The following is a 24,264-nucleotide window of genomic DNA, read 5'->3' on the forward strand; positions in this document are numbered from 1 at the left end:
CGCTGGACGTCGCTCTCCTCCTCGGCCGCATCGGGTGCCCGCGGAAGCCTGTGTCGGCAGCGGGACGGACGGCACGAGACGCGGGACGCGGCCCTTTGAGGCAGCGACACGAAGCACGTCACGGACCTGCTCCGGCCCACACGGCCGTAGCCGACCTCCTGCCCGACCGCACCGCCGACGCCGAGGAGGTTCCGGCGCCGGAGCTGCCGGTTACCCTCGACATGCCGGGCAAGGTCGCCGACTCCCTCCGCTCCACCGAGCTGGACCCCGTCGAGCGGGCCGCGCTCAACCAGGGGGTGACCGTACGGCGCGGCCAGCGCCACACCCTGCGCGTCACCGCCGTCCCCTCCGTGCACCGCCAGATCCTCGCCCGCTGCCAGCCGCTCGACGGCGGCCACGGCTGCCGCTGCCCCGCGACCCCGGCTCAGCGCAAGGCCCGCCGCGAGTACGAGAACAGGGTCAGCGCACTCGCGCCCTGACCATGATCGTTCTCACTGATAGCCGCTGTACCGACGTTCCCCGAGGCCGGTCATCCCGCCACGAACGACCCCGCCCGTCAACACCCGGCAACGGCGGTGCCATCCGCTCCCACGCCGCATCCGTCAGCTACCACGACCCACCACAAGATCAAATATCGGACAGGAGCTGATACTCCAGTCAGGCTTCTTGTCCTGAGCTGGTTCTTCTCCGGTAGTGACATCGTCGGGCGGTGGCTTCGTGGCGTCGTCGCCACCAGGACAGGGTCGCCGGGGCCACTGAGCCCTGGCCCATTGCCCATCGCCCCGTCACATCTGCACTGCCATATGCCGGTGCCCGGGCAAGCTTCCCCTTCTCTTCTCCTGCATGAAGCCGGCCGGTCGCGCGCCGCCGCCACTGCGGCGGGCAATCGGCCGGCACGCTCAGGGCGCCGGCGGTGGCCGGTGCGGACTACAGGATGTTGGTGAACACCTCGGCACCGATGCTTTGTGCCTGCTTCAGGCCGCCGGGGCTCAGGCAGGCGGTGGGGGTGGCGAGGAGGCTGGTGGCCAGGACGTTGAGGAAGGCGACCGTGTTGCCCTGGAAGAGGCCGGACTGGACCGTGCCGACCACGGGGCGTGGCCCCGTTCCACGTAGAGGCGCCCAGGCAGAGACCGGCTCGACCGCCCGCCGGTGGATGGTGTCCCGTGAAGTGGCGCAGCCGATCGTTGCGGGGGCCACTGCTGTTCAGGATCGGTTCTCTTCGGCGAGCCGCACCAGGACATCCAGGTCCGGGACGTCGAGCGCTGGTATCCGCAGCCAGGCGAACGGGAATCCGTGCGCGCTGCCGTCGACCTCGTACTCCATGCGGAGCATCGCGCCCAGTTCCTTCTCGTCCTCGGAGAAGATGACGACGCTGTAGCGGCATGAGGTGATGGTGTGCCAGGGGATCTTCTTGCCGTCATGGTGCAGCCCGTCCGCCGTGGCGGTCAGTGGGCCGAAATTCACCTGGCCTCCGGCCGCGAGTGTCGCCCTGGCCCTGGCGAGATGCAGTTCGGTCACCGGAGCGTTGACGCGCTGCATCAGCGGCGCGATGCTGGAGGGCGGCGAGGACGACAACCGGCCGGTGCGGAAGGCGGGCTCCGGCGTGACGACGGGCGGGTCGGCCAGCAGTGAGCCCACGACCGTGCCGTCGGTGAACTCAAGCAGCAGTTCATGCAGCCACTTCGTGATCACCACACCGTCGGCCGCTTCGCCGTCCATGTCGTTGGCGTGCCACACGTGGGCGACCTCCGACCACTGGTAGGCGCGGCGCTCATCGCCGTCGGTCAGCACCACGCCGTCATCGTGCACGGCGAGCGTCACCGCCCGCCGCCCGCCAGGTCCGTCGATATGCGCAGGCAGCGTCCCGCGCGCCGACCCGGCCGAGAACTCCGGCTCGCCCGTCACCGGCACGTCCTTCTCCGGCGGGGACTTCTTTCGCCACCAACCAGCCATGAGCTCTCCCCGGCGTCGCCATGCAACACCGGTGCTGTTCACCGGAGTCAGCCAACTTCGCTCCGGCGAGCACACTATCCGGCGGACAGGATCCGGGGCCAGAGCATCACAACAGGGGCCTCAGTCCGAGTGGACCGGGAGGACCTGACATCTCCCTGCATCGCGCCGAGCGTCCAACTGCCGACTTGGGAGACCGGCGCGGCAGACGTGGTTCCTTCCTCGGCTGCTGCTTCGAGGTGCTCGATCGGTCCAGCGAAGGTCAGATGCATGCAGCCCACGCACCCAACGGCTCACAAGAGGCGCACATCCCCGCGAAGATCGCCTACACCACCCACAGGGAGATGACCTACCGACGGCCGCGATGGTGGAACGGCGGTGCGGCCAGGTGCTCGGACGGGCCACAACAGGCGGCGGGGTTACCCCGAAACCTCCGGCGGCGCGGGAGCCATGCCATTCGGACGTGTCCGGTTCTGGCCGTTGCGAAATGTACGGCTGGCCGGATGCTGTCTTGGCCCCGTCGGTCACTTTCCACCACACTGGCCCTCCCCCCACAGTGCACCCCGCCCGTCGGTGTGCCGCGTCTTGAAGGTGCAGGATGCCGCCAGAGACGATGCCGGAGGACGACGGCTCCCGTTCTCCGTCCGGCCGAGGTGCCGGAGAGCAGCCCGCACCCGCAGGAAGCGGAGTGAGCGCCGAAGCGGCCGTGGTGGCCGGCGCCGCCGCCGGGAGTTGGGCCACCGTCGCGGCGCCGGACACCGGCTGGAACCGGCGGAGCCGGACCCGGAAGCTGTCTCCACATGTCCGGCAGACCGGGTAGCGGCCTTCGGCGGCCCGTCGGAGGGCTGCTCCACGCCGGTGCGTCGCTCCTGTTCGGCGCGGCGGGGCACGCTGCGGCCGGGGGAGTACTGCCCGGCGCGGGCGTGATGGCGGCCGCGCTCGTCGTGTCGACGGCAGTGAGCTGTCTGTTCACGCTTCGGGTCCGGGACCGGTTCAGGTCCGCGGTGGTCGGCTCGGGGGTGCAGCAGGTGTTGCTGCACCTGGCGTTCCAGTCGGTTGCCGGGTACTCCGGTCACCCGTCCTCCCACTCCGGTAGCGGGTCGGCCCGGCACCTGACCCACGCCCCGGCAGGTGCGCACGAACACGCCGGGCCCGACGTCGTGACCGTGATGGGCGCCGCCCATCTGCTGGCCACGGTCGGCGGCGTCCTGGTCCTGTTGCACGGCGAGCAGCTGTTGGGGCGCCTGGTGCGGCTGCTGGCCAGGAGACTGCCGCCACCGGCGTTCAGGTCCGCGCCGCATGTGGCGGTCGCCCGGATTCCGGTGCCCTCCGGTCCTCCGCCCCTGTCCTTCGGCATCCGCCTGGCCCGCGCCCGTTCCAGGCGCGGGCCCCCTGTGGTGATCCCGGCCGCCCGCACCGCGCGGGTCCGGCCGACACGTCCCCGTCCGGACCGGGTCCGGACGGGAGTTCGTCCTGTCCACCCACAGCAGCACGCCGTGCCACGGCGTGCCGGACGAGGGATCACCCATGACCACAACGGAAACCGGCCCGGTCGCGGAACCGGGCCCGGCGGGCACGCCCGACGAGGGCCGCCCGTCCCGCTCCCGCCAGGGCTTACGCGGACTGATCGTGCGCCTGCACTTCTACGCCGGCGTGTTCGTCGCGCCGTTCCTGTTCGTCGCCGCCCTCACCGGGCTGCTCTACGCCTTCACCCCCCAGCTGGACCAGGTCGTCTACGGTGACTGGCTCACTGTCGAGCAGGTCGGGGACGCGCCGCGTCCCCTGGCTGAGCAGGTCGAGGCCGCCCGTGTCTCCCACCCCGAGGGCGCGCTCGCGTCGGTGGTCACCCTGCCGGGTCCGGAGGACACCACCCGTGTCGTGTTCTCGTCGCCGGAGTGGGGGGAGAACCAGCACACGGTGTTCGTCAACCCCTACACGGCCGAGGTGAAGGGTGAGCTGACCACCTGGTGGGGAGCCACACCGGTCACCGCCTGGCTGGACGAGTTCCACCGGAGTCTGCACCTCGGGGAGTACGGCACGCTGTACTCCGAACTCGCGGCGAGCTGGCTGTGGGTCGTCGTGGCCGGGGGCCTGGTGCTGTGGGTCGGGCGGAGCCGGGGACAACGCGCCGCGTCGGCCCGCGGTGTTCTGCTGCCGGACCGCTCGGCGGGAGGCGTCCGCCGGACGCGGAGCCTGCACGCCGCCACCGGCGTCTGGCTGGCGCTCGGCCTGTTCTTCCTCAGTGCCACCGGCTTGACGTGGTCCGACCACGCGGGTGCCCGGTTCGACCAGGCCGTCGACGCCGTCCGGGGCCAGGCCCCGGTGCTCGACACCAGCCTCCCCGGCTCCACGGGGGCCGGCGGCGACGTCGGCGGGCACTCGGGTCACGGCGGCGGTGGCGGTGAGGCACTCGAGGCCGATCCGGCGGACTTCGGCACGGCGTTGCGGGCGGCCCGGGACGCGGGCCTGGGCGGCACCGTCGTCCTCACTCCGCCCGCCGAGGCGGGCGCCGCCTGGACGGTGGCCCAGAGCGACAACGTCTGGCCGGTCCACTACGACAGCGTCGCCGTCGACGTGATGGAGGGTGAGGTCACCGACCGCACCCGCTGGGCCGACTACCCCCTCGTGTCGAAGCTCAGCAAGCTCGGTGTCCAGGGGCACATGGGTGTGCTCTTCGGGATCGTCAACCAGCTCGTGCTGGCGGCGGTCGCGGTCGGCCTGATGTGCGTGATGGTCTGGGGCTACCGCATGTGGTGGCAGCGGCGGCCCACCCGGGACGGCCGGCGGGCCGCCTTCGGGAAGCCGCCGGCCCGGGGCGCCTGGCGGAGTCTGCCGCTGCCGGTCCTCCTCGTCGGTGTCCCGGTCGTGGCGGCCGTCGGCTGGGCGATGCCGCTGCTCGGCATCACCCTGCTGGCGTTCCTTCTCGTGGACGTCACGGTCGGCGCGTTCCGGAAGCAGCGTTCCTGACGGGGTGAGGGGCACGGAGGCCATGGCCTCCGTGCCCCTCACGGGGACGGGGTCAGAAGTCCCAGTCGTCGTCCGCGGTGTCCTCGGCCTTGCCCATCACGTAGGAGGAACCCGACCCGGAGAAGAAGTCGTGGTTCTCGTCCGCACCGGGCGACAGGGCGGCCAGGATCTCCGGGTTGACCGCGGTCTCCTCCGCACCGAAACGGGCAGGGTATCCCAGGTTCATCAGTGCCTTGTCGGCGTTGTACCGGACGAAGACGGCGACGTCGTCCATCAGGCCGAGCGGTTCGTACAGCTCGCCGGAGTACTGGAGTTCCAGCTCGTACAGCTCCTCGAGCAGCTCGTGCGTGAACACGCGCATCTCGTCCTGCCGGGCCGCGTCCAGCTTCTCGAGGCCGCGCTGGTACTTGTAGCCGGAGTAGTAGCCGTGCACCGCCTTGTCGCGCAGGATCAGGCGGATCATGTCGGCGGTGTTGGTGAGCATGGCGTGCGTGGAGAAGTGCAGCGGGAGGTAGAAGCCCGCGTACAGGAGCAGGGACGACAGGAGCGTGGAGGCGACCTTGCGCTTGAGCGGGTCGTCCCCGTAGTAGTGCTGGAGCACCGTCTTGCAGCGCTGCTGGAGAACGTCGTTGGCGACGGCCCACTGGTAGGCGTCGTCGATCTCCGGGGTGCCGGCGAGGGTGGAGAACACCGAGGAGTAGCTGCGGGCGTGCACCGCCTGCATGAAGGCGATGTTGGTGTACACGGCCTCCTCGTGCTCGGTGCGCGCGTCCTGGATCTGCACGATCTCGCCGACCGTGGCCTGCACGGTGTCCAGCATGGTCAGGCCGGTGAACACCCTCATGGTGAGGGTGCGTTCCTCGTCGGTGAGCCGCTGCCGCCAGACGTTGATGTCGTTGGACAGCGGCACCTTCTCGGGCAGCCAGAAGTTGGCGGTGAGCCGGTTCCAGACCTCCAGGTCCTTCTCGTCGGTGACCCGGTTCCAGTTGACCGGGCGGAGCCGGGCGGCCGGGTCGTGACGGTAGGAGGGAGGGGTGACCGAGATCTCGGTCAGCGGGGCGGGGGTGGTGGTCATCGTGCGTGCCTCGGGAGTTCGGGGGAGGACGGGAAGGGTCACAGGGTGCAGGACAGGCAGTTCTCGATCTCGGTGCCTTCCAGGGCCTCCTGGCGCAGCCGGATGTAGTACAGCGTCTTGATGCCCTTGCGCCAGGCGTGGATCTGCGCCTTGTTGAGGTCGCGGGTGGTGGCCGTGTCGCGGAAGAAGAGGGTGCAGCTCAGACCCTGGTCGACGTGCTGGGTGGCGGCCGCGTAGGTGTCGATGATCTTCTCGTAGCCGATCTCGTACGCGTCCTGGAAGTACTCCAGGTTGTCGTTGTCCATGTGCGGCGCCGGGTAGTAGACCCGGCCGAGCTTCCCCTCCTTGCGGATCTCCACCTTGGAGGCGATCGGGTGGATGGACGCGGTGGAGTCGTTGATGTAACTGATGGAGCCGGTGGGCGGGACGGCCTGGAGGTACTGGTTGTAGATGCCGTGCTCGCGTACTGAGTTCTTCAGCTCGCGCCAGTCGGCCTGGGTGGGCAGGACGATCCCCGCGTCGGCGAACAGGGCGCGCACCCGCTCGGTGGCCGGCTCCCAGACCCGCTCGGTGTACTTGTCGAAGTACGAGCCGTCGGCGTACGCGCTCTCTTCGAAGCCGTCGAAGGCGCGGGCGCGTTCGATCGCGATGCGGTTCGAGGCGCGAAGCGCGTGGAAGGCGACCGCGTAGAAGTACATGTTCGTGAAGTCGACGCCCTCCTCGCTGCCGTAGTGGATCCGCTGCGAGGCGAGGTAACCGTGCAGGTTCATCTGGCCGAGGCCGATGGAGTGCGACAGCCCGTTGCCGTGTGCCACGGACGGCACGGCGTCGATGTCCGACTGGTCGGAGACGGACGTCAGACCGCGCACCGCCGTCTCCACCGTCGCACCGAGGTCCGGCGAGGCCATCGCGGCCGCAATGTTCAGCGAGCCGAGGTTGCAGGAGATGTCCTTGCCGACCGTCTCGTAGCCGAGCGAGGCGTCGTAGGTGCTGGGCGTGTTGACCTGGAGGATCTCCGAGCACAGGTTGGACATGTTGATCCAGCCGGGAATCGGGTTGGCCCGGTTCACGGTGTCCTCGAAGAGCAGGTACGGGTAGCCGGATTCGAACTGCAGCTCCGCGACGGTCTTGAAGAACTCGCGCGCGCTCAGCGCCGTCTTGCGGATGCGCGGGTTGGCGACCATCTCGTCGTAGTGCTCGCTGACCGACAGGTCCGACAGCGGCCTGCCGTACTCGCGCTCCACGTCGTACGGCGAGAACAGGTGCATGTCCTCGTTGCGCTTGGCCAGTTCGAAGGTGATGTCCGGCACGACCACGCCGAGCGAGAGGGTCTTGATGCGGATCTTCTCGTCGGCGTTCTCCCGCTTGGTGTCCAGGAAGCGCATGATGTCCGGGTGGTGGGCGTGCAGGTAGACCGCACCCGCGCCCTGCCGGGCGCCCAGCTGGTTGGCGTAGGAGAACGAGTCCTCCAGCAGCTTCATCACCGGCACCACACCGGACGACTGGTTCTCGATCTTCTTGATCGGTGCGCCCTGCTCCCGCAGGTTCGTCAGCAGCAGCGCCACCCCGCCGCCCCGCTTGGACAGCTGCAGGGCGGAGTTGATGCCACGGCCGATGGACTCGAGGTTGTCCTCCACCCGGAGCAGGAAGCAGGAGACCAGTTCGCCGCGCTGCGCCTTGCCGGCGTTGAGGAAGGTGGGGGTGGCAGGCTGGAAGCGGCCGGTCATCATCTCGTCGACCAGGCGGGAGGCCAGAGCCTCGTCACCGGCACCGAGGTAAAGGGCGGTGGCGACGACGCGGTCCTCGTACCGCTCCAGGTACCGGGAGCCGTCGAAGGTCTTCAGCGTGTACGACGTGTAGTACTTGAACGCGCCGAGGAAGGTGCGGAAACGGTGCTCGTGGGCGTACGCCTGCTGGTACAGCCCTTCGACGAACCCCCAGTCGTAGGCCCGGATCGGGGCTTCTTCGTAGTAGTCCTGCTCGATCAGGTAGTCGATCTTTTCGCGCAGGCTCGCGAACTCCACCGTGTTCGGGTTCACATGCTGGAGGAAGTACTGCCGGACGGCTTCCCGGTCCTGGCCGAACTGGATGTTGCCGTAGCAGTCGTACATGTTCAGCATCGCGTTCAGCGCGTGGTAGTCCTTGCGCGTGCCGATGCCGTCGCGGCCCTCCGGCGCGGTCGTGGTGCTCATGCCGCCGGTGCCTCCGTCGAGGAGTGTCGTGTCCAAAACCGGTGAAGCCCTTCTCTCACGGTACGGACGTCGTGGTCCGTGCCCAGCAGTTCGAAGCGGTACAGCTCAGGGACCCCGCACTTCGCGGAGATCACCCGGCCCGCCATGCAGTAGTCGGCGCCGAAATTGGTGTTGCCGGACGAGATGACCCCGCGCAGCAGCGCGCGGTTGGCCGGGTCGTTGAGGAAGCGGACCACCTGCTTCGGGACCGCGTTGCGGGGGTCGCCGCCCCCGTACGTCGGCACGACCAGCACATACGGTTCGGTGGCCCGCGGCACGCCCTCGCGGCGCGGGTGCAGGGGAATGCGTGTGGCCGGCAGACCCAGCCGTTCGACGAAGCGCCTGGTGTTCTCCGAGACGCTGGAGAAGTACACGAGTCCGCTCAACAGCCCGCCGCCTTCGTTCACTCGTTCCCGTCCGTGCCTCGAGGGCGGGGGAAGGAGGAGCGGCGTGTGGGCCGGTGCCGGGGAACGGCGGCGCGAAGGGCACGCCGGACCCGGGTCCGTACGACAGCCACGCGGCCCTCCCTCGGGGCCCTCGAAGCGCATACGCCGCCGATCGGCGTACGCACCAGTGGCAGGTCTTCGGACTTGCGGGCGCGTCCCTCCTCGTTCGCACAAGGAGGACACCTACTGGCCGTCGCTTCCCGGGCCGTTCGATCAGGCCCAGTGCTTGGATGACGGCGGTCGTTCCCACTCACCGCTGCGGGGCAGTCCCGGAATTCCACCAGGTTCCCTCTTGCCTCGCCGGGCACCGAGGTGCCTGGCGAACCACCAGCGGACGTAAGACTACATGTTGGTGGGGATGCTCACGTCCATCCCACATCTTGTGTCCAAGGTCGCCGCGTGCGCCCTTCCGGAACTCGTGGGGGCGCCTTCGGCAGGCGCTGAAGGGTGGTGCGGGAGAGGGCGACGGTGCCGGGTGAGCGATGATGGCGGTGACAGGGCGACGGCGGTACGAGGAAGCCGGTGCGAATCCGGCGCGGTCCCGCCACTGTGATCGGCGAGCGGATCCCATGAAGGCCACTGCCCCCGAAGGGCGGGAAGGCCGGGACGAGCGACGACCCGAGAGCCAGGAGACTCACGCGGTCGCCTCCTCGACGGAACCCCGGGGCGGATCTCCCCGGAGAGAGGAAGGCTCGGCCATGCCCGAGAAGCCCCGCGGAGACGACCGGCACTGCTCGTCGCCGGATCCGGTGCCCTGCCGGGTGGTCGTGTGCCGCGACTGCTGCTGCGGCACCACCAAGGTGACCGGTGTCGACCACGCGGCGCAGACCGAACGACTGCGCACGGCTGCGCCGGTGCGAATATCGGACTGCCTCGACGTGTGCGACCAGGCCAACGTGGTGGTCGTGCAGCCTTCGGCGGCCGGCCGCGCGGCCGGTGCTCGGCCGGTGTGGCTGGGCCTGGTGAACGATCCGGACGCCACCGAGGACATCGCCGCCTGGGTGCGCGCCGGAGGACCCGGCGTGGCCCCCCTCCCGGACATCCTCGACCTGTACGTCCTCACGCCGCCGCGTAGCCGACTGCGCGGCACGACGCAGTCACCGCCGTATCCGGCCCCCGGCACCCGGTAGGACAGGCGACGCCCGTCACAGGGGACGAGGAGCGAGGGCCCGGGCGGGGTGACGAGGGCCGAGGAAGGCCACGTGCCCGCTTCCGGAGGGCGCGGGATGGGTGGCGGCGGTCCAGCCGGCCCGTTGGTAGAAGGTGACGGCGGACCGGGCGCGCACCGCTGTCAGCAGCCAGCAGCGGCCGTCCGCCCGGCCCGCCGTGACGGCGTCGAGCAGCATGCCGCCCAGGCCGAGGCCACGGGCTGCTGTTCTGACGGCCAGTTCGTCGAGCTCCCGGGCCCCGCACAGCCACTCGTCCGTGCGCCTCGCTCCCAGCGCGGCGGATATCTGGGGGTAGCACCGCGTCCTCGGGAACGGGCGCGGGGTGGTCCATGCGGTCGCCCAGCCGAGGACCGTACGGCCGTCGAGGGCGAGGGCGGCGACGAAGCCCGGCCTCGCGACGTCGGAGGCCAGTCGGTTCAGGTAGGCGTCGGCCTGCTCGGGCCCCTCACCCCAGGGCGGGGCGCCGAAGGCGTCGGCGTACACCGCGCGCACCCCCTCCCCGTAGGTCAACAGGCCGGGCCCGTCGACGAGTCGCACCTGGGGCGGCATTACGCGACCCGTGCGGCGGAGGTGGGCAGCGGCGTCAGGGACGCGTACTCCAGCGGCGCCGACGGGTCGACCGACACGTCCAGCGGTGCGGGCTCCGTCCCGGCGCGGACCAGGAGGTCGCCGACGGCGGCGATCACCGCAGCCCGGCCTCGGCGAGGGCCTGTCGCACGACCGGAGTAAACGCCTGCAGATGGGCCCGGGAGGCGATCTCGGGCACCACGCCGCCGAAGCGGGCGTGCTCGTCCATGCTCGACGCCACCACGTGGGCCAGCAGTTTTCCGTCCCGCACGACGCCCGCGCCGGTCTCGTCGCACGACGACTCGATCCCCAGCACCACCGGTCCGCCCACCACGGCCTCCTTCTGCATACAACTTCTACTTGCATATATGTGCAATAAGCCCGCCGATGCGGATCGACTGCTCGGCCCACCAGGAAAGCGAGGGACCCGCCCATGCCCGCCACCACCGCAGCCATCGACAGCGACCGGACCGTGGCGACGTTGATCAACGTGTTCACCGTCGCCCCCGAACGCCAGCAGGAGCTCGTCGCCCTGCTGAGGCACGCCACCGAGGAGACGATGAAGCACCTGCCGGGCTTCATCTGCGCCAACTTCCACGCCAGTCACGACGGGCAGCGCGTCGTCAACTACGCCCAGTGGGAGAGCGAGAGCCACTACTGGGCCATGCGCGAGAACCCCGACGCGCAGATCCACATGGACCTGGCCGCCTCCATCGCCACCGACGTGCAGCCGCGCCTGTTCCGCGTGGAATCCCACCACTCGACAGGGTGATCCACGGCCCCGGCCCGTGTGCGGAGGTCAGTCGGGCCGGTCTGCGCAGGCGCCGCAGAATCCGTGGAAGAGCAGGGACCCGGACGCGTCGGGGCACGGTGCAGGGGGAACGCGAGGCTGAGCGGCGCGCCCCCGTAGACGGCGAGGCCCGCCAGGGCGGTACGGCCGGGGGAGCGCGAGCGCCACCGGGCGACGAGCACTGTCCCGTGGGCACGGTCCGCTCCCGGGTGTTCCGCTCCCGTCCGACCCTGGAACGGCTGCTCCGGGAGGCCGACACGGAAGGCGCCCTCGCGGCGACCTGACGTCCGGCGCTTCTCGGTGAGGAGCGCGGATGTCCGCCTGGTGGCACAGACCTGGCCGAGAGCCGTGCCACCAGGAACCGGACGGCGGGGGCGTACGGGGTCTGCGCCTTGGCGTCCCGCGCAGCGGACAGGTCGCCTTCGCCAGCTCCGACATTACTGTCGGTTACTACGCGCTCTTCATGCCTGAGGCCGGGAGCAAGGGTCGCGCCGTTTCCGATGGGCTGCTGGGAGTCGGCCCGTAGCCGATTCTCCCCAGAGCCTCCCCAGGAGTGACTCTGTTGCTCTCCGGGGCCGATTCGGCGGCCGGCTGGGGGAGGGCGAGGCCAGGGGGCAACGGATGGCAGGGCGCCGGGACGGGTTGTTAGCCTCCCCGGATGAACATTCCGTCGCCCGAAGAGATCCGCGCCCTGCACGAGAAGTGGGCGCCCACGCCGGAGGCGTTCCGGTCGGTCCACACCCACTGCGAGATCGTGTGGCGGATCGCCGAGCATCTGATCGGGTCGTCGGGGCTCGACGTGGACTTTGAGCTGGTCAGGGCGGGTTGCCTGCTCCACGACATCGGTGTCTACCGGCTCTACTCGGACGACGGGGGGCTGGACCACAAGAACTACATCCGGCACGGCGTGCTCGGGCACGAGCTGCTCGAGCAGGCCGGTCTGCCGGAGACACTGCGGCGGTTCTGCTCCCACCACACCGGGGTCGGCGTCACCCGGGAAGACATCGAGCGGCAGGGGCTGCCGCTGCCGCCCGGGGACTACGTGGCGGTGTCGCTGGAGGAACAATTGGTGATGTACGCGGACAAATTCCACAGCAAGTCCCGGCCCACGTCCCTGCTGACGCCCGACGAGTACGCCGCCCATGTCCGCCGGTTCGGCAAGGAGAAGGTCGCCGCGTTCCAGGGGCTCCGCGAGGCCTTCGGCGACCCGGACCTCGGCCTGCTGACCGCTTCCATGGACGCGCTGGAGGGCCGGGCGGCGTGACGTACGAGCCCCCGGCCACCGCGACGGACCCGTTGGGCGCCCTGCCCTGGCCGCTCGCCACCGAGCGGCTCAGCCTGCGCCGGGTCACCCCGCCGGACGCGGAGGCCATGTGGAGCTACCGGCGGCTGCCGGAAGTCACCCACTGGCTGACCTTCCTGCCTCGGGATCTCGACGACTGGCGGGAGCTGCTGGCGGCCCCGCAGCGGCTGGCCACCACGCTGGTGGCGGAGCACGACGGCCGGATCGTCGGTGACTTCTACCTGCGGGTGGAGGACTCCTGGGCGCAGCGGGAGGTCACCGACCAGGCCCGCGGCGTCCAGGCAGAGCTGGGGTGGGTGCTCGACCCGGCCTTCGGCGGCCGCGGATACGCCACCGAGGGCTGCCGCGCACTGCTGAGGGTGTGCTTCGAGGAGCTGAAGCTGCGGCGGGTGTGCGCCAACGCCTTCGCCGGCAACGAGGCCTCCTGGCGGCTGATGGAACGGCTGGGCATGCGCCGCGAGCAGTACACGGTACGGGAGTCCCTGCACCGGGAACTGGGCTGGGTCGACGGGGTCGGGTACGCGCTGCTGGCGGACGAGTGGGCGCGAGGGACGGACCCGGCCTGAGACGAGGCGGCGACGTCGAGCGGCGCAACGAACCGGCTCGCACGGGTGAATACCGGGTCCGGGACGGCCATGAGGCTCCGGCCCGTGGAATTCGTCCGACGCGGCCGGAATTCGACCGGTCGCTCTCTCGTCTGTCCATCTGGAGGAATCGATGCGCGTACGCCGCGTCACCGCCACCGTCCTGGCCACCTTCGTCCTCACCGCCGCGCTCGGTGCGGGCTCGGCCTCGGCGGTGGACAACCCGCCGCACGAGCAGAACCACACCCACGAATACAGCCGTGACCACCAGGGCCATGAGGACCAGGGCCGCGAGCACAAGGACGACCAGGACAAGGGCCGCGAGCACAAGAGCGACCAGGACAAGGGCCGCGAGCACAAGGGTCAGAAGGATCAGGAGCACAAGGACAAGGCCCAGAAGGACCAGAAGGACAAGGGCCACGAGCACAAGGACCACAAGGACAAGGGCCAGAAGGACCAGAAGCACAAGGACAAGGCCCAGAAGGACCAGAAGCACAAGGACCACAAGGACAAGGCTCAGAAGGACCAGGGCTACGAGCACAAGGACCACAAGGACAAGGGCCAGCAGAACCAGAAGGAGCAGGAGCACAAGGACAAGGGCCAGAAGGATCACAAGGACCAGGGCCGCGAGCACAAGGACCACAAGGACCAGGGTCGCGAGCACGAGGGCCAGAAGGACCAGAAGGACCAGGGCCACGAGCACGAGGGCCAGAAGGACCAGGGTCGCGAGCACAATGACGACGGCAAGGCGCGTGACAATGACCGTCACTACAACGGCCGTGACAACGACCGCGACCACGGCCGTGACCACAACGGCCGTGACCACCACGGCCGTGGCAACGACAGGCACGACTGCCACGGTGGTGTGATCGCCGCCGGCACGCACTGGAACTCCTGGCACGGCAACTACTCCACCTACGCCGTGGTGTGCTCGTCGGTGGACTTCGACGACTGACGGCACCGGTAGACGCCGCTTCCGCCCTCGGCGGGTTCCTCAGAGGTTGCGCAGGCCGTCCAGTACGGCCTCCAGCAGCGAGGGGTCGCTGCCGTCGGCGGAGCGGTCCGGCATGGCGTGGATCAGGAATCCGCCGGCGAGCAGGTCGGCGACCACCACCTTCGCCACCTGGAGCGGCAGCTGGAGGAGGGCCGCGAGCTCGGCCACGGAGAGGGCCTGGCCGGCACAGAGCCGGACCGCGGCCAGCCCCTCCGGGGAGACCGCGTCGTACGGCGGCCGGGCGGCTGCCCGGACCAGTGAGGCCGGCTCCACCGGCACGGCGGGACGGGTCCGGCCCAGCGTCACGGCGTAGGCGCGCACCGTCGCCGTCTCCTCGGTCACCCAGGCACGGTCGTATCCCTGCCCGGCAGCGGCAGCGGCAGCGGCAGCGGCAGCGGCGGCGGAGGCACGGGGCGGCCGGGCCACCTCAGCGCCCGCCCGCGCGGCCGTCGTCGGCGCGCCAGGCGACGCCGGGATACGGGCCGAACAACTCGTCCTCGGCCTCTGCCACCGGCTCCGGTGCGGGCACGGACCCCACGGCCCGGCCGGTGTGGACCGCGCGCCGCCCCCAGCGGGACCGGTCGACGGCGGCCGACGACAGGCCGGTGGGCGGGGCGGGAGTGAACTCCCGGCGGCCGACGCGCACCTGGGCCAGCGGAAGGGTGTCCGCCGGATACGCCGCGGGAGACGGGGCACGCTGGTGGTCCGGCTGCTCGTGGGCGGCCGGCCCGTCCTCCTCGGCCAGGTGGAGCAGCGTGGAGGGAAGGCGGACCAGCGCCTGCACCCCGCCGTAGAGATTGGTCTGGAAGCGCACCGCCAGCCGCAGCCGCTGGGCGACCCGGGCCACCACCGCCAGACCGGTCCGGCCGTCCTCGCCGTCCGGCTCGCGGGTCAGGGAGACCAACTGGTTCATCACCTCCAGCTGATCGCCGGTGAGGCCGGGGCCCTGGTCGTCGATCTCCACCACCAGTCCCTCGCGGGCCAGCGCGGCGCGCACCGTCACCTTCGTGTCGGCGGGGGAGAACCGGGCGCCGTTCTCGGCGAGTTCGGCGATCAGATGGATCACCTCGGCGGCCGCGGGGCCGGCGACCGCGTAACCGGCGGGCGGCGGGGCGACCTGGATGCGGGTGTACTCCTCGGTCTCCGCGGCGGCCTGCCGCAGCACCGTGGTCAACGGCACCGGGCGGCGGACGGCGCGGGGCAGCCGGCCGTCGAGGACGGCGACGCTCTCCACGGCGCGCTGGGTGCGGGTCACCAGGTGGTCGATCCGGAACAGCACGTCCAGCAGTTCGGGGTCCTCGGTGCGGTCGTGGGCGTCGTCGAGCAACTCCAGCGCGCGCAGGACCAGTGCCTGGATCTTCCGCACCATGGCCAGGGAGGCATCGGTCTGCCGGCCGGACCCGGCCGTCAGCACCGCCGTGTGCGCCTCGGTCAGCGTCCGGCGGACCGCTTCCGTCAGGTCGCCGGCGGGACCGGACGGCGCCCCGGCGACGACTCCGTCGCCGGGCTGCCGGGCGGCGGGGAACTCCAGCGGCTCGGCCGTCTCCCCGCGCCGGACCCGGCGGGCTGCCGCGGTGATCTGCCGCATGCCCTCGTCGAGGAGTTCCGGCAGCAGGCGGAGTTCCTGCGCGACGGCTCGCTCGCGGACGGCGGTGCGGGCGGCGGCGCGGCGGGACGCGACGGTGGCCGCGGTGGTCACGGCCGCGCAGCCGATCGCCGCGCAGATCCCCGCGCCCACCGCGGCCGAGGTCGGCAGCGGGGAGAGGGCGGCGGCGTAGGCGGCACCCGCCAGCAGGGTGGCCGAGGCGGCGGGCAGGGCGCCGAGCGCGGTCGCCGAACGCCGTGCCGTCCGGTTCCGGTCCTCCGCCGGGGGATCCGACGGGGGCGCGGCGGACGTCGACCGGTGCCGCTGCGGGCGCGTTGTCATGCGGAGCCCTCCTCCCCGCTGCCGGGTCGCACGGGTTGCGTGCGAGCAGGCGTGCGGGCGGCGTCAAGCTGGAGTGGTGGAACGATGGGACCAGACCAAGCCGGATTATGCCCATGGAATGTCGGTGATGACCCGGTAACCCGCAAGGTGCGCGGTTCGGGTGGGCGGTGTTGGCCGACTTCCGCCGGGTCGGTGACGGACGCCGGGGGAGGGGACCCGGAGGGGTTTGCCCACCTCGGGGCCGGGAGGCGTGTCCGCCCCCGTCGCGCGGTCGCGGCGGCGGGCACGCGTCCCCGTTCGCACACATTGGCCGAATCGTTCCTGCTGATCTGGCCCCCGCGCCGCACGTCGCCCGAAGGCCCGCGTCGCCCGCGCGCCCGCGCCGTCCACGGGGTCCAAGCCGTCCGCCCCGCCCCCCGAGCCCCCCGCCGTCCGAGCGCCCGTGCCGCGGCGGGGCCCGCGGTCAGTCGGGGAGCCGCCGCAGGGCGAACCAGAGCTCCATCCGGACGTCCGGGTCGTCGAGGTCGGCCTCCAGCAGCGCGGCGCACCGGGCGATCCGCTGCCGCACGGTGTTGCGGTGGACCGAGAGCGCCACGGCGGTGCGGTCCCAGCTGCCGTGCAGGGACAGCCAGGCACGCAGGGTCCGCGGCAGCGCGGGCGTGCCCGCGATGGGCGCCAGCAGCGCGCGGGCGTGCTCCTCCGCCTCGCGGCGGGGGACCAGATCGGTGATCCGCCCGCCCGAGCCGTGCCGGACCAGGGCGGCGCGGGTGGCGCGGGCGCGGCCGAGGGCACGGGCGGCCTGGGCGTCGGCGGCGGGCCAGCCCTCCGGTCCGACGACGGCACTGACCCCCAGGGTCCAGCCGGCCAGCCGCTCCACCGGCCGGTCCGCGGGCACCAGTACCCGCACCAGCCCCTCCGCCCCTCCGGCGGGGTCCACCAGCTCGGACCCCAGCGCCGCGCCCAGCGCCGCCGCGGCCGCCGCGTCCGGGAGTCCGCCGTCCGGGCAGCCGTGGACCAGCGTCCACCGGTCACCGCCGACTAGCTCGGCCACGTCGCGAGGCGCGGCGCCCAGCAGCAGCCGCACCAGGGCGGCGGACCGTGCCGTGTCGTCCGGCCCGCCGCCCCGCTCCGCGGTGAGCAGGGCGAGCAGCACCGAGGCCGCCGAGGCGATGGTGTGGTCGCCCGGCTCCCGGCGGGCGGTGGCGAGCCCCAGCGCGTACCCCGTCCCGCTTCCCAGCGCGTACACGGTCAGGTGAGTGCCGTCCACGGTGTCGGTGGCTGACGATGGCCCCGGCGCCGCCGCACAGGCGCCGGGCGGCGCCCCGCCCGGACCGGCGGACCGCACCACGCGTGCCAGCTCGGCCAGCGCCGCCCGGGCCCGGAGGCCCGGTTCCCTCCCCGCGGCGGCGCCCACCGTGCCGTCCGGCCCGAGCAGCACGGCCAGTCCCCCCAGCGCCCCGGCCAGCTGCCGCAGCACGGAAGGCACCGGGTCCGGCCGGGAGGCGGCCGACGCCAGGCTGCGCTGTGCCTCCGCCACCCGCCGGAGCTCGGCCAGCCGGGCACGGGCCACCAGCTCCCCGACCGCGCGGGCCACCGCGGAGAACGTGGTCCGCCGCGGCACCTCCAGCAGCGGCAGCCCCCGCGCCTCGCAGGCCGCGACGAGGGCCGCGGGCACCGTGTCGTGCACCGGCGCCACCCCGAAGCCCAGTGCCGCGCCGCCCGCCGCCACGATCCGCTCCACATAGGCGTCGAAGTACCCGGCGCCCGCCTCGGGCGGGACATGGACGCCCGCCGTCAGCAGCAGCTCACCGCCCAGCAGATACGGAAGGGGATCGGCCAGCTCCGAGGCATGCGCCCAGTGCACGTCGCCGTCGGTCGGCCCGGCGAGACGGGTCAGCCCCAGATCGGTCCGTGCCAGCAGCGCGGAGAGCGGCACCGAGGGAGTGGGCGGCACCGGGGGAGTGGGCGGCATGGGGGGAGTGGGCGGCGGCGCCGGTTCGGACGGCCCGGGCGGGGGCGAGGCGGACGCCATGGTGGATGATTCCTCCCTTTCTCACCACTGGATTGGAGGAAACGTACACTTCGCAGCCGCCCGGGGGCCATCTAGTGTCGGTCCCCGGTGCGCTCCGCGCGGTGACCCCGGCGCCACGTACCCTCGGAACCGGAGAAAGAAGGGCATCACCTCCATGACCTCCATGAACAACGGCGCGACGCCCCGCGGCCCCGTCGACTCCTCGCGGATCCCGCGGTACGCGGGCCCGGCGACCTTCGCCCGGCTGCCGCGCCTGGACGAGGTGGGAACGGCCGACGTGGCGGTGATCGGCGTCCCCTTCGACTCGGGCGTCTCCTACCGGCCCGGCGCCCGCTTCGGCGGCAACGCCATCCGGGAGGCGTCCCGGCTGCTGCGCCCCTACAACCCGGCCCAGGACGCGTCGCCCTTCGCGCTGGCGCAAGTCGCGGACGGCGGGGACATCGCGGTCAACCCGTTCAACATCGACGAGGCGGTCGAGACGGTCGAGGCCGCGGCGGACGACCTGCTGAGCACCGGGGCCCGCCTGATGACGCTCGGCGGCGACCACACCATCGCGCTGCCGCTGCTGCGGTCGGTGGCGAGGAAGCACGGCCCCGTCGCGCTGCTGCACTTCGACGCCCACCTGGACACCTGGGACACCTACTTCGGCGCCGAGTACACGCACGGCACGCCGTTCCGCCGGGCGGTGGAGGAGGGCATCCTCGACACCTCGGCCCTCTCCCACGTCGGCACCCGCGGCCCGCTGTACGGCAAGCAGGACCTGAAGGACGACGAGAAGATGGGCTTCGGCATCGTCACCTCGGCGGACGTCTACCGCCGGGGGGCCGACGAGGTGGCCGACCAGCTGCGGCAGCGCATCGGGGACCGGCCGCTGTACATCTCCATCGACATCGACTGCCTGGACCCGGCCCACGCCCCCGGCACCGGCACCCCCGAGGCGGGCGGGATGACCTCCAGGGAACTGCTGGAGATCCTGCGCGGCCTGGCCGACTGCAACCTGGTCTCCGCGGACGTGGTCGAGGTCGCCCCGGCGTACGACCACGCGGAGATCACCTCCGTCGCCGCCTCCCACACCGCCTACGAACTCACCACCCTCATGTCCCGTCAGATCGCGAAGGCCCGAACGCAGTGACCCACGACCACGACCTGGTGCTCCGCCCGACCGCCGCGCAGACGGAGGCGGCGCTCAACCCCCCTGCCGGCCGCCACGGCGGAGACCTGGTCGTGGAGACGCTCGCGGGGCTCGGCGCCACCACCGTCTTCGGCGTGCCCGGACAGCACGTCCTGCCCGTCCTCGACGCGCTGCGCCGCTCCGGCCTGCGGTACGTCGGCCTGCGCGTGGAGAACAACGCGGGGTTCGCGGCGGACGCCTACGGGCGGATCACCGGCGAGGCGGCCACCCTGCTGCTGTCTACCGGACCCGGCGCGCTGACCTCGCTGGCCGCGCTCCAGGAGGCGGCCGCCGCCTCCGCGCCGGTGCTGGCCATCAGCGGCCAGATCGCGTCCACCGGGCTCGGCGGCCGCCGCCGCGGCCATCTCCACGAGCTGGAGGACCAGGCCGCCTCGTTCCGAGGGGTCGTCAAGTCGGTGCACACCGCGCGCACCCCGTCGCAGATCCCGTCGGCGATCGCGGAGGCGTGGCGTTCGGCGCTGACCGTCCCATTCGGGCCGGTGTGGGTGGAGATCCCGCAGGACGTGCTGGCGGCACCGGCACGCCTTCCCCAGGTCACCGCCGTGGACGCCACGCCGGAGGAACTGCCGCCGCGGCCGGAACTGACCGCCGTCGCCGCGGACCTGCTGGCGCGCGCCGAACGCCCGGTGATCGTCGCGGGCGGCGGGGTGATCCGTTCGGACGCCTCGGGCAAACTGCGCAAGCTCGCGGAGAAGCTGGCGGTCCCGGTCGTCACCACCTTCGGAGGCAAGGGCGCGTTCCCCTGGAACCACCCGCTGTCGCTGCGGTCGTGGCTGGAGGACCGGCACACCACCGACTTCCTGGAGGACGCCGACGTCCTCCTGGTCGTCGGCTCCGGGCTGGGTGAACTCTCCTCCAACTACCACACCTTCCGTCCCCGCGGCACCATCGTGCAGATCGACGCGGACGCCGGGAAGCTGGAGGCCAACCACCCCGCGCTCGGCATCCACGCGGACGCGCGGCTCGCCCTCCAAGCGCTGCTGGAGACGCTGGAGCCGGTCCCGGCCGCGGCACCGGAGAGGACCGAGAACGCGGCCGGGCGGGCGCGTGCGCTCCTCGACCGGGTCGGCGCGCGGATCGCGGAGCAGGGACTCGAGCTGGAGCAGGAGCTGCTGGCGTCGGTACGGGCGGCGCTGCCGGCCGCTTCACCGTCGTTCTGGGACATGACCGTCCTGTCCTACTGGGCGTGGTCGGCCTTCGATGCCCGGCGCCCCAACACCCTGCACTCGGCGCAGGGCGCCGGGGGCCTCGGATACGCCCTGCCCGCCGCGCTGGGCGCCGCGGTCGCCGAGCCCGGGCAGCCGGTGCTGGCGGTCTCCGGCGACGGGGGCGCGCTCTACTCCGTCGCCGAACTGGCGACGGCGCGTCAGCACGGGCTCGACGTCACCTGGCTGATCGTCGACGACGGCGGGTACGGGATCCTCAACGAGTACATGACCGGCGCGTACGGGCAGGCGCACGGGACGGAACTGGCGGGGCCGGACTTCGTGGCGCTGGCCGAGTCCTTCGGCGTCCCCGGCGTCCGCACGTCCCCCAAGGGCCTGCGGGCCGACCTGGCCGAGGCGCTGTCCACGCCGGGGCCGTCGGTGGTCGTCCTCCCCGTCACGCTCCGGATGTTCGCCCCCACCCACCTGGGCGACACCGCCGCGGGCTGACCCCTCGTCGCGGGAGTCCGTGCGCAGGCCCCGGGCCCGCTCGCACGCGCGCCTGGGCCGCCGACAGGCGCCGCGCCTCTCACAGCAGTGCCGCCGCGTCCACGGCCTCCGGTGCGGGAGGCGGCGGCGGTGCGGGCAGCGCGACGCCCGTGACGACCGCCAGTTCACCGGCGTCCATCCCCAGCAGGGCGGCGAAGTCGGTCACCAGGCGAGGCGTCAGCTCCGCGCGGCCCCTGCCGATCAGCCCGTAGGTGGCCGGCGAGAGGTAGGTGGGCGTCACGACCGCGAGGGTCCTGGCCAGGCCCGACCGGTCCAGGTTGCGGTGGCGGAACAGACCGACGACCCGGCCGCCCGGGACGTCCGCGTGGGGCGCCGGCTCCCGCGGGGCGAAGCCGGGACGGCGGTCCCGCCGCGGCGGCGAGCGGACGTGTGCGAGGAACTCCTGCCGCCGCGCCGCGGGGAGGTGGACCGCGTGCACGACGAGGTACGGCACCCACTCCGCCGCCGCGGTGTCTGCCGGCGCCAGGTCGTCCGGGACCGGCAGCCCCGCGAGGGCGAACAGGTCGGCGGCGTGCATGCCGAGGACGTCCGCGAGGCGCCGGAGCAGCCGCTCGTCGGTGTGCCGTCCCGCGAGAACGGCCCGGACCTCCCCGGCGGTCGACCCGGCCCGGCGGGCCACCTCCCGGGCGCCGAGTCCCCGGTGGTCCAGCAGCCGTTCCGGCGTCGCGCCCGCGCCCGGATCGTCCGCGCCCGTGCCCGGATCCCTCGCGCCCGTGCCCGGATCGCCCGCAGCCTACGGTGGCCCGCCCGGTGGCCGTAGGGTCACCGAGGGTTATCCCTCGACGGCGCGCGTGGGGGGCTCCAGGCATGACATGGCCGGGTCAAGCTGTCATCGTCGCCCCTGACCCGCATCCCGCAGGCCACCACCCGTGGCCGCGAACGGACAGGACACCGCGTGAGACAGAGAACCCTCCGCCGACGCGCCGCCGCCACAGGCCTGGTGGCCGCCGCCGCGCTGATCGCCGTCGGCATGCCCGCGCTGCCCGCCGCCGCCCAGCCGGACGCCGCACCCAAGGCCGCCCCGCTGCGCGCCGGCGCGCTCGCCGCCGACATCACGGCCACCGAGCGCACCACGCTGATCGAGAACGCCGAGTCGAAGGCGGGCGGCCACGCCAAGAAGCTCAAGCTCGGCGGCAAGGAGAAGCTCTTGGTCAAGGACGTCGTCCGGGACAACGACGGGACGGTGCACACCCGTTACGAGCGGACCTACGCCGGTCTGCCGGTCCTCGGCGGCGACCTGGTCGTCCACACCGCGCCGGACACCGGCAAGGGCGAAGGGCTGAGCGCCACCTTCAACACCCGGCGCACCATAGCCGTGGATTCCACCACCGGGAAGCTGGCGAAGGCCGACGCCGAGGCGAAGGCGGTCAAGGCCGCCGTGGCGCACGTGGCCGGGGCCGACGAGGCCGCGGCGGCCCCGCGGGCGGACAGCACCCGCAAGGTCGTCTGGGCGGGCCAGGGAACGCCCCGCCTCGCCTGGGAGACCCTCGTCGAGGGCGTCCAGCACGACGGCACCCCCAGCCGCCTGCGCGTCGTCACCGACGCCCTGACGGGCGAGAAGCTGCACGAGTCCGAGGACATCAAGACCGGCACCGGCAAGAGCCTCTACAGCGGCACGGTCACCCTCGGGACCACCCTGTCCGGGTCCACGTACCAGCTGACGGACACCACCCGCGGCAGCCACAAGACGTACAACCTGGCCCGCTCCACCTCCGGCACCGGCACCCTCTTCACCGACGCCGACGACACCTGGGGCACCGGCACCGCCTCCAGTTCGTCGACCGACCAGACCGCCGCCGTGGACGCCGCCTACGGAGCCCAGGTCACCTGGGACTTCTACAAGAACACCTTCAACCGCAGCGGCATCGAGAACAACGGCCAGGGTGCCTACTCCCGGGTCCACTACGGCAACGCGTACGTCAACGCGTTCTGGGACGACAGCTGCTTCTGCATGACCTACGGCGACGGCTCGGGCAACACCCACCCGCTGACCTCGCTGGACGTGGCCGCCCACGAGATGAGCCACGGCGTCACCTCGGTCACCGCCAACCTCACCTACAGCGGCGAGTCCGGCGGCCTCAACGAGGCCACCTCCGACATCTTCGCGGCCGGCGCGGAGTTCGCCGCGGGCAACGCCGCCGACGTGGGCGACTACCTGGTCGGCGAGAAGATCGACATCAACGGCGACGGCACCCCGCTGCGCTACATGGACAAGCCGAGCAAGGACGGCGGCTCCAAGGACTACTGGTACTCGGGCATCGGAGGCATCGACGTCCACTACTCGTCCGGCCCCGCCAACCACATGTTCTACCTGCTCGCCGAGGGCAGTGGCACCAAGACGATCAACGGCGTCACCTACAACAGCCCCACCACGGACGGCATCGCCGTCCAGGGCATCGGCCGCGCGGCCGCCCTGCAGATCTGGTACAAGGCGCTGACGACCTACATGACGTCCAGCACCAACTACGCGGGCGCCCGTACCGCCGCGCTCAACGCCGCCTCCGCGCTCTACGGCGCGAGCTCCGCCCAGTACGCGGGCGTCGGCAACGCCTTCGCGGCCATCGGGGTCGGCGCGCACCTCCCCGTGCCCGGCACCGGCGTCACCGTCACCAACCCGGGCAACCGCACCGCCACCGTCGGCACCGCCGTCAGCCTCCAGATCAGCGCGTCCAGCGGCAACGCGGGCGCCCTGACCTACAGCGCGACCGGACTGCCGGCCGGGCTGGGCATCAACTCCTCCACCGGCCTGATCTCCGGCACGCCGACCACGGCGGGGACCTCCAGCACCACCGTCACCGTCCAGGACAGCGCCGGCCAGACCGGCACGGCCTCCTTCACCTGGACCGTCTCCGCGCCCGGCAGCGGCTGCACCGCCCAGCAGCTGCTCGGCAACGCGGGCTTCGAGTCGGGCAGCTCCTCCTGGACCGCCACCAGCGGTGTGATCACCACCGACAGCGGCCAGGCGGCGCGCACCGGCTCGTACAAGGCATGGCTCGACGGCTACGGCAGCAGCCACACGGACACGCTGTCGCAGTCGGTGACCATTCCCAGCGGCTGCAAGGCGACCTTCTCCTTCTGGCTGCACATCGACACCGACGAGACGACCTCCAGCACCCAGTACGACAAGCTGACGGTCACCGCCGGGTCGACCACGCTGGCCACCTACAGCAACCTCAACGCGGCCACCGGATACGTCCAGAAGTCCTTCGACCTGTCCGCGCTGGCCGGACAGACGGTCACCCTGAAGTTCAACGGGGTGGAGGACTCCTCCCTGCAGACCAGCTTCGTGATCGACGACACCGCCGTGTCGGTGAGCTAGTCC

The 24,264-nt window shown here is 72.1% G+C and carries 21 protein-coding genes, 1 pseudogene and 2 riboswitches; of the genes and pseudogenes, 10 read left to right on the forward strand and 12 right to left on the reverse strand.

The features are described from left to right. The first annotated feature begins 95 nt into the window (after window positions 1–95). A complete protein-coding gene (locus GBN72_RS23055) occupies window positions 96–479 on the forward strand; it encodes a resolvase (protein WP_246212802.1) in 384 nt (127 codons plus the stop codon). A gap of 448 nt (window positions 480–927) precedes the next feature. Here the strand turns inward: GBN72_RS23055 and GBN72_RS34260 are convergent, their stop codons facing one another. Together GBN72_RS34260 and GBN72_RS23060 are read right to left on the reverse strand one after the other, a co-directional pair. Then, window positions 928–1,089, reverse strand: a complete 162-nt coding sequence (locus GBN72_RS34260) for a hypothetical protein (protein WP_164540825.1) — start codon at window positions 1,087–1,089, stop codon at window positions 928–930. A gap of 114 nt (window positions 1,090–1,203) precedes the next feature. Further along, window positions 1,204–1,953: a hypothetical protein gene (locus GBN72_RS23060; RefSeq protein ID WP_151773813.1), complete on the reverse strand. Its 750-nt coding sequence runs from the start codon at window positions 1,951–1,953 to the stop codon at window positions 1,204–1,206. Window positions 1,954–3,477: 1,524 nt separating this feature from the next. On the opposite strand from GBN72_RS23060, the gene GBN72_RS23065 reads away from it, so the two are divergent. After that, window positions 3,478–4,917, forward strand: coding sequence for a PepSY-associated TM helix domain-containing protein (locus GBN72_RS23065; protein ID WP_151773814.1), 1,440 nt, complete (start codon window positions 3,478–3,480; stop codon window positions 4,915–4,917). A 52-nt stretch (window positions 4,918–4,969) separates the two neighbouring features. Here the strand turns inward: GBN72_RS23065 and nrdF are convergent, their stop codons facing one another. From nrdF to nrdI, 3 genes are read right to left on the reverse strand one after another with little or no spacing between them, the layout of a single operon-like run. Beyond that, window positions 4,970–5,992 carry a class 1b ribonucleoside-diphosphate reductase subunit beta gene (gene nrdF / locus GBN72_RS23070; protein WP_151773815.1) on the reverse strand — a complete coding sequence of 341 codons (1,023 nt, stop codon included), beginning with the start codon at window positions 5,990–5,992 and terminating at the stop codon, window positions 4,970–4,972. 38 nt (window positions 5,993–6,030) lie between these two features. Next, window positions 6,031–8,184 (reverse strand): class 1b ribonucleoside-diphosphate reductase subunit alpha, encoded by a 2,154-nt coding sequence (nrdE, locus tag GBN72_RS23075; RefSeq protein ID WP_151773816.1) that lies wholly within the window; start codon window positions 8,182–8,184, stop codon window positions 6,031–6,033. Continuing rightward, entirely contained in the window at window positions 8,181–8,609 is a 429-nt protein-coding gene (gene nrdI, locus GBN72_RS23080; protein WP_218042067.1) for a class Ib ribonucleoside-diphosphate reductase assembly flavoprotein NrdI, read from the reverse strand. Before nrdI ends, nrdE begins: the two co-directional genes overlap by 4 nt. 172 nt (window positions 8,610–8,781) lie before the next feature. After that, a riboswitch (cobalamin riboswitch) is annotated at window positions 8,782–9,013 on the reverse strand. A 168-nt stretch (window positions 9,014–9,181) separates the two neighbouring features. Continuing rightward, window positions 9,182–9,305: riboswitch (cobalamin riboswitch) on the forward strand. Window positions 9,306–9,367: 62 nt separating this feature from the next. Between nrdI and GBN72_RS23085 the strand changes: the two genes are divergently transcribed. Beyond that, the gene (locus GBN72_RS23085; RefSeq protein ID WP_151773818.1) at window positions 9,368–9,799 is read left to right on the forward strand and encodes a (2Fe-2S) ferredoxin domain-containing protein; all 432 of its coding nucleotides are present in this window, start codon (window positions 9,368–9,370) and stop codon (window positions 9,797–9,799) included. 15 nt (window positions 9,800–9,814) lie between these two features. Here GBN72_RS23085 and GBN72_RS23090 read toward each other — a convergent pair whose 3' ends face one another. The 3 genes and pseudogenes from GBN72_RS23090 to GBN72_RS23095 all read right to left on the reverse strand — a co-directional run. Then, window positions 9,815–10,375: a GNAT family N-acetyltransferase gene (locus GBN72_RS23090; protein ID WP_439959800.1), complete on the reverse strand. Its 561-nt coding sequence runs from the start codon at window positions 10,373–10,375 to the stop codon at window positions 9,815–9,817. 11 nt (window positions 10,376–10,386) lie between these two features. Continuing rightward, window positions 10,387–10,524, reverse strand: a complete 138-nt coding sequence (locus GBN72_RS34265; RefSeq protein ID WP_164540827.1) for a hypothetical protein — start codon at window positions 10,522–10,524, stop codon at window positions 10,387–10,389. Next, window positions 10,524–10,736, reverse strand: a pseudogene (locus GBN72_RS23095) (tRNA (adenosine(37)-N6)-threonylcarbamoyltransferase complex transferase subunit TsaD); the annotation flags it as partial. The gene GBN72_RS34265 and the pseudogene GBN72_RS23095, both read right to left, overlap by 1 nt. A gap of 102 nt (window positions 10,737–10,838) precedes the next feature. Here GBN72_RS23095 and GBN72_RS23100 point away from each other — a divergent pair. The 4 genes from GBN72_RS23100 to GBN72_RS35920 all read left to right on the forward strand — a co-directional run bounded on the left by GBN72_RS23100 (window position 10,839) and on the right by GBN72_RS35920 (window position 14,037). Continuing rightward, the gene (locus GBN72_RS23100; protein WP_151773820.1) at window positions 10,839–11,177 is read left to right on the forward strand and encodes an antibiotic biosynthesis monooxygenase family protein; all 339 of its coding nucleotides are present in this window, start codon (window positions 10,839–10,841) and stop codon (window positions 11,175–11,177) included. 676 nt (window positions 11,178–11,853) lie between these two features. Further along, complete coding sequence (locus GBN72_RS23115) at window positions 11,854–12,459, forward strand: HD domain-containing protein (RefSeq protein ID WP_151773821.1); 606 nt, start codon at window positions 11,854–11,856, stop codon at window positions 12,457–12,459. Further along, window positions 12,456–13,064, forward strand: coding sequence for a GNAT family N-acetyltransferase (locus GBN72_RS23120; RefSeq protein WP_218042068.1), 609 nt, complete (start codon window positions 12,456–12,458; stop codon window positions 13,062–13,064). The genes GBN72_RS23115 and GBN72_RS23120 overlap by 4 nt, the downstream gene beginning before the upstream one ends. Before the next feature lie 151 nt (window positions 13,065–13,215). Then, entirely contained in the window at window positions 13,216–14,037 is an 822-nt protein-coding gene (locus tag GBN72_RS35920; RefSeq protein ID WP_164540829.1) for a hypothetical protein, read from the forward strand. Window positions 14,038–14,076: 39 nt separating this feature from the next. Here GBN72_RS35920 and GBN72_RS34275 read toward each other — a convergent pair whose 3' ends face one another. From GBN72_RS34275 to GBN72_RS23140, 3 genes are all read right to left on the reverse strand, one after another. Beyond that, window positions 14,077–14,418, reverse strand: coding sequence for a DUF742 domain-containing protein (locus GBN72_RS34275; RefSeq protein ID WP_164540831.1), 342 nt, complete (start codon window positions 14,416–14,418; stop codon window positions 14,077–14,079). A gap of 85 nt (window positions 14,419–14,503) precedes the next feature. Continuing rightward, window positions 14,504–16,003 (reverse strand): sensor histidine kinase, encoded by a 1,500-nt coding sequence (locus tag GBN72_RS23135; protein ID WP_151773823.1) that lies wholly within the window; start codon window positions 16,001–16,003, stop codon window positions 14,504–14,506. Window positions 16,004–16,466: 463 nt separating this feature from the next. Beyond that, window positions 16,467–17,975 (reverse strand): PucR family transcriptional regulator, encoded by a 1,509-nt coding sequence (locus GBN72_RS23140; protein ID WP_151773824.1) that lies wholly within the window; start codon window positions 17,973–17,975, stop codon window positions 16,467–16,469. Between the two features lie 223 nt (window positions 17,976–18,198). Between GBN72_RS23140 and speB the strand changes: the two genes are divergently transcribed. Continuing rightward, window positions 18,199–19,167 (forward strand): agmatinase, encoded by a 969-nt coding sequence (gene speB / locus GBN72_RS23145; protein ID WP_151774171.1) that lies wholly within the window; start codon window positions 18,199–18,201, stop codon window positions 19,165–19,167. Next, window positions 19,164–20,882 carry a thiamine pyrophosphate-binding protein gene (locus GBN72_RS23150; protein WP_151773825.1) on the forward strand — a complete coding sequence of 573 codons (1,719 nt, stop codon included), beginning with the start codon at window positions 19,164–19,166 and terminating at the stop codon, window positions 20,880–20,882. Before speB ends, GBN72_RS23150 begins: the two co-directional genes overlap by 4 nt. Window positions 20,883–20,961: 79 nt before the next feature. On the opposite strand, the gene GBN72_RS23155 is transcribed toward GBN72_RS23150, so the two are convergent. Further along, complete coding sequence (locus GBN72_RS23155; RefSeq protein ID WP_151773826.1) at window positions 20,962–21,561, reverse strand: hypothetical protein; 600 nt, start codon at window positions 21,559–21,561, stop codon at window positions 20,962–20,964. A 351-nt stretch (window positions 21,562–21,912) separates the two neighbouring features. Here GBN72_RS23155 and GBN72_RS23160 point away from each other — a divergent pair, with 351 nt between their 5' ends. Beyond that, complete coding sequence (locus GBN72_RS23160; protein WP_151774172.1) at window positions 21,913–24,261, forward strand: M4 family metallopeptidase; 2,349 nt, start codon at window positions 21,913–21,915, stop codon at window positions 24,259–24,261. The last annotated feature ends 3 nt before the right edge of the window (window positions 24,262–24,264 follow it).

It is taken from the genome of Streptomyces abyssomicinicus, assembly GCF_008974245.1.
GTDB lineage: Bacteria > Actinomycetota > Actinomycetes > Streptomycetales > Streptomycetaceae > Streptomyces > Streptomyces abyssomicinicus.